Annotated in this window: 10 protein-coding genes and 1 riboswitch; all 10 genes read right to left on the bottom strand. The window is 34.5% G+C overall.

The features are described 5' to 3' along the window. Window positions 1–599: 599 nt before the first annotated feature. Window positions 600–1184, bottom strand: a complete 585-nt coding sequence (locus KHW44_RS03135) for a DUF6037 family protein (RefSeq protein WP_066130589.1) — start codon at window positions 1182–1184, stop codon at window positions 600–602. Then, on the bottom strand, window positions 1177–1548 hold the full coding sequence (locus tag KHW44_RS03130) for a recombinase family protein (protein WP_269746050.1): 372 nt from the start codon (window positions 1546–1548) through the stop codon (window positions 1177–1179). Before KHW44_RS03130 ends, KHW44_RS03135 begins: the two co-directional genes overlap by 8 nt. A 9-nt stretch (window positions 1549–1557) precedes the next feature. Continuing rightward, window positions 1558–2106 (bottom strand): recombinase family protein, encoded by a 549-nt coding sequence (locus tag KHW44_RS03125; protein WP_198145776.1) that lies wholly within the window; start codon window positions 2104–2106, stop codon window positions 1558–1560. A gap of 44 nt (window positions 2107–2150) precedes the next feature. After that, window positions 2151–2324 (bottom strand): hypothetical protein, encoded by a 174-nt coding sequence (locus tag KHW44_RS03120; protein WP_157058071.1) that lies wholly within the window; start codon window positions 2322–2324, stop codon window positions 2151–2153. Window positions 2325–2341: 17 nt separating this feature from the next. Continuing rightward, window positions 2342–3556 (bottom strand): 23S rRNA (uracil(1939)-C(5))-methyltransferase RlmD, encoded by a 1215-nt coding sequence (rlmD, locus tag KHW44_RS03115; protein WP_304065876.1) that lies wholly within the window; start codon window positions 3554–3556, stop codon window positions 2342–2344. A gap of 90 nt (window positions 3557–3646) precedes the next feature. Continuing rightward, window positions 3647–5443 (bottom strand): ABC transporter ATP-binding protein, encoded by a 1797-nt coding sequence (locus tag KHW44_RS03110; RefSeq protein WP_304065873.1) that lies wholly within the window; start codon window positions 5441–5443, stop codon window positions 3647–3649. Then, a complete protein-coding gene (locus tag KHW44_RS03105) occupies window positions 5436–7196 on the bottom strand; it encodes an ABC transporter ATP-binding protein (RefSeq protein WP_304065870.1) in 1761 nt (586 codons plus the stop codon). Before KHW44_RS03105 ends, KHW44_RS03110 begins: the two co-directional genes overlap by 8 nt. Next, complete coding sequence (locus KHW44_RS03100) at window positions 7171–7647, bottom strand: MarR family winged helix-turn-helix transcriptional regulator (protein ID WP_304065867.1); 477 nt, start codon at window positions 7645–7647, stop codon at window positions 7171–7173. Before KHW44_RS03100 ends, KHW44_RS03105 begins: the two co-directional genes overlap by 26 nt. A 168-nt stretch (window positions 7648–7815) precedes the next feature. Further along, on the bottom strand, window positions 7816–9117 hold the full coding sequence (thiC, locus tag KHW44_RS03095) for a phosphomethylpyrimidine synthase ThiC (RefSeq protein WP_294685536.1): 1302 nt from the start codon (window positions 9115–9117) through the stop codon (window positions 7816–7818). A gap of 67 nt (window positions 9118–9184) precedes the next feature. Then, window positions 9185–9279: riboswitch (TPP riboswitch) on the bottom strand. 19 nt (window positions 9280–9298) lie between these two features. Continuing rightward, complete coding sequence (locus KHW44_RS03090; protein ID WP_002836910.1) at window positions 9299–10213, bottom strand: cyclic pyranopterin monophosphate synthase MoaC/MOSC-domain-containing protein; 915 nt, start codon at window positions 10211–10213, stop codon at window positions 9299–9301. Window positions 10214–10336 lie beyond the last annotated feature (123 nt).

The following is a 10336-nucleotide window of genomic DNA, read 5'->3' as shown; positions in this document are numbered from 1 at the left end:
ATTTAATTTTTCTAAGCCTAATTTTTAGGCTTATTTAACGTGCCATAAATTTCAAGATAAATTATTTTTTATTTTCTCTTGACATTTGATAGCTGGTCTCTAATATCTAAAAAAGCCTTTGTACTATGTAGTATAAAAGCACAAGCTCTAAACTATAAAGAATAATAACTTTCTTTCAGCAACTTAGCTTATCTTATATTTTAGTATATCCCCTTAACCGTATTACTAGAACATCGTAGTTCTTTGTAATTCTTAGCATTAAAAGTGAACCCACCCTTGCAGTAGGGTTCACTTTTATCTGACATCAAAACCTTAGTGTCAACCCTATCAAATAGACCAGTTCTCACAAAGTCAAATTCAAAGATAAAAATTAATGTCATATTCGGACCTAATCTGAGCATTTAACGATAGAACCTAAATAAGCCTTTGAAATAAAGGTTTTTATGCCTTTGCTATGCCCACTTTTGACATCAAGACGACACTCTCGACATGTGATAGTTAGGTTATATCCTATCTGTTTTTTATAATAGAATATAGCAATTTATAGCCATTTTGTATTATAATTATCTCCTCTAGCAATTATTTTGATTAGACTATTTTTACATTGTGTATATGTCATTTATTTTATTAATTTCCTCGTCTTTATCAATAGCAGTCCATCGTGAACTGATATTTTTCTTCTTACAAAGTTCTGCTAGTTCATCTCCAAAAGCACTTCTCGTTTTTTCCAAATTCCCATCTGTTACATTGTTCACTATATTGTTTTTCCAACCACAAAAATATATTTTATTGGGTTTTTCAATTTCTCTATGTGAAGCTGCTATCACAATTACGTCTTTATAGTTTGGGGTGTTATTACAATTTTCTGGAATATTATTATTTAAAGATCTAAAAAAGTCATTTGGTTTAAATTTATGATTCGGGTCATATTTTAATTCTAAATATTCTATTAATTTATTATAATCTTCCATATAGCTTGAAGTTTCATATTTATTGTTTATTTTCAACTCAAATGTAATGGGTTTGTCTCCTAACGTTGATAAATAAAGTCTGTAAGGTAAAATATCAGTTATAAATATGCAACTAAATCCTTTTTCATTATATCTAAATGGAAAAACCACTCTTTCCATGTCATTTAGTTTCATATTATTATGCAGAGATTCTAAAGCTGTAAATTTAAACATTTTTATTGTCCTCCTTTAATCTAGAGCTATATTTTCTACTCTTCCTAACATTGTCCTCATCAAGGTTACTCCTACTTGATTTTTCTTCTTGAACTTTATTAAATACTTCCTCTGTAATAATTGCTTCATGATTGTCTTTTAGAAGGTAATAATTTTCTTTACTTACTGAATCTAAGAGTTTCACAGAACCTGTATACTTTTCATTTTCTAACATGGTCTCAATACTTCTTTTTGGCCATTTGTTTTTCCCTTTTGGGGATTTAATCTTTTCCTTTTCAAGTTCTTTGACAATGCCTATGACACTTTTCCCATCTAAGTACCAATTAAATATTTTCCTGACTACTTTTGCTTGTTGGAAGTTTATAATTAGTTCTCAATTCTCATCATGATCATAGCCATAGCACTTTCGGTTATAAAGCTTTGATGTGCCTTGTGCTGCTCTTTGCTTTAGACCCCATTTTATATTTTCACTTCGCTGTTCGTTTTCTGATTGTGCCAAAGATTCCATAATGGATATGATTATATCTGTATCATCTTCTTGGCTATCTAAGTTTTCTTGTTCAAAGATAATCCTTGCACTGGCTTGCTTAATTACTTTTAATGCTTCTAAAGCATCTACTGTATCTCTACCAAATCGACTCACGCTCTTTGTAACAATTATATTAACGTCTTCTTTCTTTATGTCTTCAAGCATTCTTAAGAATTCTTTTCTACTTGATTTAGTTTTTCCTGATGCAATATCAATGTAAATATCTACAAGTTTCCAATTAGAGTAATGTGATGTAAGTCTAGTTAAAGCAGATATTTGTGCCATCAAACTATTTAACTGGTCTTTATCTGTCGTGCTGACTCGCGCATAGATTCCTACTCGCTGGATTTGGAATTGTTTTTTAGGTAATATCAGATTTATTTTTTTATTCATATTGAACTCCTTAATTCAACCTAATTACTAGTATATCATTTTTATTATATGATAAGTAGCCTAATATTATCCATTCTGTTCACTCCACCTAAAATATCCATAGTGTCTACACACCCTGCAATAATCAACACTTGAAATGTTCCCACAAGGTATTTTTCAAATAGAAAAATGGCTTTTAAGATTTCTTCTAAAACCCTAAAAGCCATTGATTTCAACATTTTTATAGCCTGTTATCTCATTTTCTTGACATCAATACTACACTCTCCACATGCATTGTCTTGGCGAACATATCCACCAATTTGACATCCCTGACTTCAAACCCGTTTTCTGTTAACATCTTCAAGTCTCTTGCGAGTGTTGCTGGGTCGCATGAGATGTAGACGAGCTTTTTTGCGGTGGATTTTATTATTGCGTCGACGACTTTTTCGTCCATTCCTTTTCGTGGTGGGTCGACGAGGATTACATCGAAGTGTTCTTGTGTGAGTTTTCCTACGACGTTTTCTGATTTTTCTTCAATAAACTGGATGTTTTCCAGATTGTTTAGTTTTTTGTTTTCGTTGGCATCTTTTACTGCATCTTTTACGACTTCAACTCCGATTGTGTTGTTGCAATTTCCTATATACATTGTTGTGGTTCCGATGCCGCAGTAAAGATCCAATATTCTGTCATTTTCTTCTGCTTTCATCATTTGTTTTGCTGTGTCGTAGAGTAAACTTGTGTTGTATTTGTTTACTTGAAAGAATGATTTGGGGCTTATTATGAATGATAAATCCCCGATTTTATCGACAAATTGTTTTTTTCTATAAATCAAATCAAAGTTTTTATTTTTCAAATAAATTTCTACGATGTTGTCTTTAGATTTCAAATTTTCTAGCATTTCATCCGATAAATAATCAATGGAGATTTGGATTTCGTCGTTGTAATTGGATCTGATTTTAATTTCCGACACGCCGTTCAAATCTTGATTTTCTAACCACTTTATCATTTCATTGATTGCTGTGGATGCTATTTTGCAAGTGGATATTTGTGTTAGGTTGTGTGTTTTTCTGTTGTAATATCCAAGTTGTCCGTTTTCCACTTTCAAATCGACTTTGTTTCTGTAATAATACTCAGCATTTGTGAGTATGTCGACATCTTTTACATCCAGCTTTGCGATTCGTTGCAATTTGTTGAGTACGGAATTTTTTTTGATTTCCAATTCTTTTTCGTATGTAATGTCTTGCATGCTGCATCCGTCACATTCGTAGTAATGTGGGCAAAGCGGCTCTTGTTTAAAAGGTGATTGTTGTATTGTTTTTGTTTTTGTTGCAAATATCAAATTCTTTTTTTCTTTAATTTTTTTCGCTTCGATTATTTCTCCGACACTTCCTCCGTCTACGAACACAGTTTTTCCTTCGTGTTTTGCGACACATCTTCCGTCATCTATCATATCTATTATTTCTAATTTCATTTAATCACCTCTTTATCTTTTTATTATATCAAATTTGGACGCAAAAAAAGATTGGGACAAATTTAATCCCAATCTCTATTTCCAAATTTTCTATTTTCTTTCAAATTGCGCGTTGTATAATTGTGCGTAGAATCCGTCACGTTTCAATAATTCGTCGTGTTTTCCTTTTTCTACGATATCTCCATCTTTCATCACAAGTATCAAATCCGCATTTTTGATTGTGGATAATCTGTGTGCGATTACAAATGAAGTTCTTCCTTTTGCAAGTTCGTCCATTGCATCTTGCACGATTATTTCAGTTCTTGTATCCACGGAACTTGTGGCTTCATCTAGTATCAACATTGGCGCATGACTTACCATTGCACGTGCGATTGTGAGTAGTTGAAGTTGTCCTTGCGACAATGATTGCTTGTCGTCTAAAATGGTGTCATATCCTTGTGGAAGGGTTCTGATAAAGTGATCTAGATTCACGCGTTTGCACACGTCAATCAACTCTTCATCAGTTATATCTTTTTCTCCGAATGTTATGTTTTCTCTGACGCTTGCTTCGAACACCCACGAATCTTGAAGCACCATACAGAACTGGTCTCTCAAATTCTCTCTGGATAAGTTTTTCGTATCAATTCCGTCTACCAATATTTGTCCGTCGTTTATTTCGTAAAATCTCATTAATAGATTTACGATTGTAGTCTTACCGGCTCCAGTTGGACCAACGATGGCGATTTTTTCTCCTGGATTTACTTTTACGCTGAAGTCCTTAATGATGATTTTTTCAGGATCATATCCAAATCTAACGTTTTTGAATTCAACTTCGCCTTTTGCTTTTTCTAATTTTTCTGTGACGTTTTCTTCTTCTAATTCTTCTTCATTCAAAAATTCGAATACTCTTTCTCCTGCTGCTGCAGCTCTTTGCAAAGTGTTGAAGCTTTGTGCGATATCTGATAAAGGATTTGTGAATAGTCTAACGTAAATCATAAAAGCTACTATAACCCCGAATGATATTTTGCCGTTGATCGCCAATGCTCCACCGACTATGCAGACCATTACGTATGAAAAGTTTCCGGCAAATTGCATAATTGGCATCATAAGTCCGGACAAAAATTGTGATTTCCATGCACTAGTGTAAAGTTTAGTGTTTGTTTGTTCAAATTCACCTACGGCTCTTGCTCCTGCGTTGTAAGCTTTGATGACGTTGTGACCAGTGTACACTTCTTCGATTTGTCCGTTTATATCACCCAAGTTTTGTTGTTGCTCTTTGAAGTATTTTTGTGATTTTTTCATTATTATTGTAATGAACACAAATCCCACAAGCGATGACAAAATAGTCGTTATCGTCAAGATTCCCGAATTATAAATCATCATCACTACAGTTCCTATAAGCATTACAATACTTGTCAACAATGCTCCAACAGATTGGTTCAAGCTTTGGCTGATTGTGTCTACGTCGTTTGTTACTCTACTTAGAATATCTCCAAAAGTTGTGTTGTCAAAATAGCTAAATGGCAATCTATTGATTTTGTTTGCTATCTCTTCTCTGAATGATTTGGAAATTTTTTGTGTAACATCTGCCATGATGAATCTTTGCAACAAGTTCAACACAAGTGAAGATAGGTAAAATATCAACAGCATCAACGTTATTGATTTTACGCTATCCATGTCAATCGCAGTTACAACAGGTTTTCCTTTGACAATTTTAGGAAGTCCTTTAGTGATTTCATCTGTGATTAGTTTAAGCTTATCTGGTCCAATTATTTGCAAAATTGTCGCTATCACGCTTGCCACAACCGCTATCAGTATCAATGGGAAATAAGGCTTCAAATACCCTGCCATTTCTTTTAATGTTTTTTTGAATTTTTTCGGTTTTTCATTTACAGTTTGTCTAGGCATTTAATTCCTCCTCCGTTAATTGCGAGTAGGCTATTTCACTGTACACTTCACAATTTTTCAATAAATCTTTGTGTTTACCGATACCTACGATTTGTCCATTTTCAAGGACGATTATTTGATCAGAATCCATTATCGAACCCACCCTTTGTGCGACAATAATAGTCGTAGCATCGGGGTTTTTTTCTTTAAGTTGATGTCTAAGTTCGCTGTCTGTTTTGAAATCAAGTGCCGAGAAACTATCGTCAAACAAATAAATGTCAGGCTTTTTGTAGATTGCTCTGGCTATGGACAATCTTTGTTTTTGTCCACCAGATACATTCTTACCTAATTGGGCAATTTCGTGGTCAAATTTTTCGTCAAACTTGTCAATAAACTCCATAGATTGTGAAGTATCTGCCGCTTGTTCGATCTTTTCGTTATCCATACCATCTTCTGAGAATGAAATGTTAGATTTTACATTTCCTTTGAAAAGGAATGATTTTTGTAAGACGGCGCCGATTTTTTCGTACAAAAATTTAAGCTTGTACTTTCTAATGTCGATTCCTTGGATTTTTACAACGCCTTCAGTTGCATCGTAAAATCTCAAAAGCAAATTCAATATAGTGCTTTTCCCAGATCCTGTGGAACCTATTATGGCTACCTTTTCTCCTTTTTTCACCTTAAAATCAATATCCTTTAAAATATATTGCTCAGAATCTGTGTATTTGAAAGATACATTGTCAAATTCTATTTCGTAATCGTAATCTTTGTTTGATGTATCAATATCTCCATCTTTAATTGAAAGTTCTGTATCCAAAACTTCGTTGATACGATTTGCAGATATTTGCGCTCTTGGAATCATTATGAATATCATACTCATCATCATAAATGACATGATAACTTGCATTGCATACGAACTGAACACAACCATGTTTGAGAACAACACGTATTTGTCCATCATATTCGCAGCATTGATGAGTCCTGCCCCTATAAAATAAATCGCAAGTGTCAACATTGACATACCGAAATTAATCATAGGAAAAAGCGTCGACATCGCACGACTTGTGAATAATTGAGTATTGGTCAATTCAACATTTGCTTCGTCAAACTTTCCTTCTCTAAATTCCTCAGAATTATACGCTCTGATAACTGCAAGTCCAGTCAAAGTTTCGCGCAAAATCCTGTTGATATTATCTGTCAAAGTTTGCATTATTCTGAATTTCGGCATAACCAAAACCATAAGAATTGCCACGAAAACTATTAAAAACAATACAGTAACAGCTGTCGCCATCGTCCATTCAAATCCCTTGTTGTAGATTTTAGTGATAGCCCACACAGCCATTATCGGCGCTTTTATCAAAATTTGTAATCCTATCACTATTACCATTTGGATTTGAGTAATATCATTCGTAGATCTAGTTATCAAACTTGCTGTGGAAAATTCGTTGATTTCTTTCATAGAGAAACTTTCCACCTTGGAAAATATTCTGGACCTCAAATCCTTGGAAAATGACGCAGAAACCTTCGACGCCAAATATCCTACGATAATTGCAGAAATCAGAGAACCAAATGCACACAAAAGCATCCATTTTCCTTCGCCAATAATATCACTTACAGTGTGACCCGGACTTTCCACATACATCGTAATCTTAGACATATAGTCCGGAATTTTCAAATCCAAATACACTTGAGCAATGATAAACACAAAACTCAAAAGTATTTGCATCCATTGTTTTTTGTTCAAATATCTAATTATTTTTATCAAAACTATCATCCATTTCTTTAAATTTTTCTTCGCAGTCTTTGCTAATCTTTGGCAAATTTTTAGTAAGCTTGTCGATTATTCTGACGAAATTTTCAGAATCTTCTTCTCCCAAGGAATCAAACATTTGATCCAGAGCATACATTATTTTGTCCTCTGTTTCTTGGGCGACATTTTCTCCTTTTTCAGTTAAACTTACCAAAGTTTTTCTCCTGTCGATTTTATCGCCAGTTCTTGTTACAAGTTCGCGTTGTTCCAATTTTTTTATAATAGCTGCAACTCTCGCGCTGGAAATTCCCATAGCAAGTTCGATTTCTTTCGGATAAGTTGAACCGCCTTCCGATTTTATAAATCCCAAAGCCATGTTTTCCCCTCTGACAGAATCGTTGATTTGTTTGTGAGGGTGGCACTTTCCAACACTGTGCACACATCTTATAATTTCTTTTGCTAATTTTTCATTCATAAATATCACCTTTTACCTAATACTATTAGAATTATACGCCTATCAATAACCATTGTCAATAATTTTCGAATATTTTTTTGTTTCGTTCAAATCAAAAAACAACCACCAAGATGTTCTTGATGGTTGAATTCATATTTTAAAAATAAATTTATTTTTTAATCAATTTTTCTAAATTAAATTGACATCTTCGCCGTTCAAAACTTTCTTCACAGTTCTCATTGAACACATTTTACCGCACATTGTGCAGGAATCTTCTTCAATCGGTTGAGATTCTTTTCTGTATTTTTTTGGTTTTTCGCTGTCAATTGCAAGTTCGAACATTTTTTCCCAATCCAAGTTGAAACGCGCTCTGCTCATTTCGTCGTCTCTTTCTTTTGCTCCAGGGATTTTCTTCGCTATATCTCCAGCGTGAGCTGCAATTTTAGTAGCAATGATTCCTTCTTTCATATCTTCCAAGTTAGGAAGTCTCAAATGTTCTGCAGGAGTTACATAACACAAGAAATCAGCTCCTGTACTTGCTGCTATTGCTCCACCGATTGCTGATGTTATGTGGTCATAGCCCGGTGCAATATCTGTAACCAAAGGTCCTAAAACGTAGAATGGTGCATTGTTGCAGATTGTTTTTTCGATTTTCATATTCGCTTCGATTTGATCGATTGGCACATGGCCTGGTCCTTCAATCATTACTTGGACATTTTTTTCGTAGGCTCTTTTTGCCATTCTAGATAAATTAATCAATTCTTGAATTTGCAAATCATCTGTAGCATCGTTGATGCAACCTGGTCTTAAAGCATCTCCCAAGCTTAGTGTTACGTCATATTTTTCGCAAATTTCAAGTACATCGTCATATCTTGTTACAAGTGGGTTTTCTTTGTTATTTGCAATCATCCATGCGAATAGAAGTGATCCACCACGAGATACTATCTTAGTAATTCTGTCTGTTGTTTTCAAATGTTCTGCGATGTCTCTTGTAAGTCCCACGTGAATTGTTATGAAATCCACCCCGTCTTTTGCGTGTTGTTCCACAACTTCCAAGAATTCATCTTCAGTGATATCCTTCAATTCCTTATCCAACATTCCAACGCAATCATACATTGGAACACTGCCTATCATTGCAGGAGAATAATCGATAAGTTCTTCTCTAAATTTTCTTGTCTTACCGTAATTTGACAAATCCATTATCGCTTCAGCATCCATGTCGATTGCCACTCTAACTTTTTCCATTTCCTTTTCGATGTTGTAGCAATCTTTTGAAATACCCAAGTTAACGTTGATTTTAGTCTTCAAACCTTCGCCAACTCCATGAGCATCTAATGATTTGTGGTTTTTGTTCGCAGGAATAACCACGTATCCTTTTTCGATTTTTTCTCTAAGAATTTCTACGTCTATATTTTCTTTTTCCGCTACTCTCTTCATTTCTTTTGTAATAATTTTCTTCTTTGCAGCGTCTAATTGAGTTGTATATTCCATAAATTCCTCCTATTTATAATTTGGAATCTGGAAAAAAATAACGGATACATAATCCATGTATCCGCAAAAAACATTCTAAGTTCTTCCCTTCGCATGCATTATCATGGGCAGGTTTAAGGGTTTCTATAAAGATCTCAGCATAAAGCACCCCCAGACTCCGAATATATTATAACACAAACTCTTAATTTAATTCTACAAGCTTGATTTTGTCGTTTTTCTTAATAATTCCACCCTTTAAAACTTTGCAGAAAATTCCTTCAGTTGGCATAATACAATTGCCTACTTTTTGTTTTATCGCACAGCCTTTGTGACATTCTTTTCCGATTTGTGTCACTTCAAGCACACATTCTCCAATCGTCAACACTTGACCGACAGGAAGCGTGAATAGTTCAATGTTTCTCGTTGTAATATTTTCTGCGAAATCCCCGTCTTTCAAATCAAGACCCATTTCGCGCATTTTATTGATGGATTCTTCTGCCAAAAGTGACACTTGTCTGTGCCAATTTCCAGCGTGTGCATCTCCAACCAACCCGTGATCCACTTTTAATTCGGCAAATTCTACAGGAGTCTTCACAGTGCCTTTTTTCTCGCTAATATTCACATCGATGACAACTGCTTCATCACTGTCGACACTTCTGTTGTACACGCCACTTTTGCCGCCTTCTTTGTGAAGTAATTCCACATTTGTAATTCGCATTGAACGATCAATTGCCTTGCACATATCGTAAATTGTAAGAGCCGCTACACTTGCTGCAGTCAAACTTTCCATCTCAATTCCTGTTTTTGATTCTGTGTTTGATTGAACGAAAATATCTATAAAATCATCTGCCAATTCGAATTTAACATCAACTCCTGTGATGAAAATATTGTGGCACATTGGAATAATTTCTGACGTTTTCTTCGCAGCCATTATCGCCGCGGTTTGTGCGACACTCAAAACGTCGCCTTTTTTGATGGATTTTTCTGTGATTTTTTGCATAGTTTCTTTTTTCATATAAATCCTACTGTGAGCCACAGCAACTCTTTTAGTAGTTTCCTTTTCAGATACATCCACCATTCTTGGCAAACCATCTTCGTTAAAATGAGTTAAATCCACATTAACCTCCTATAGTATTCATATCCCTTTTGTTGAAGTTACCTTCTTCGAGATAATGTCTTTCTGGTTTATTGTATATTTCTTGTGTAATAATTTGTCGGATATCGTCGCCATTTCGAATAC

This window comes from Finegoldia magna, assembly GCF_018371055.1.
Lineage (GTDB): Bacteria > Bacillota > Clostridia > Tissierellales > Peptoniphilaceae > Finegoldia > Finegoldia magna_I.
This window is presented reverse-complemented; position numbering and strand designations above follow the sequence as displayed.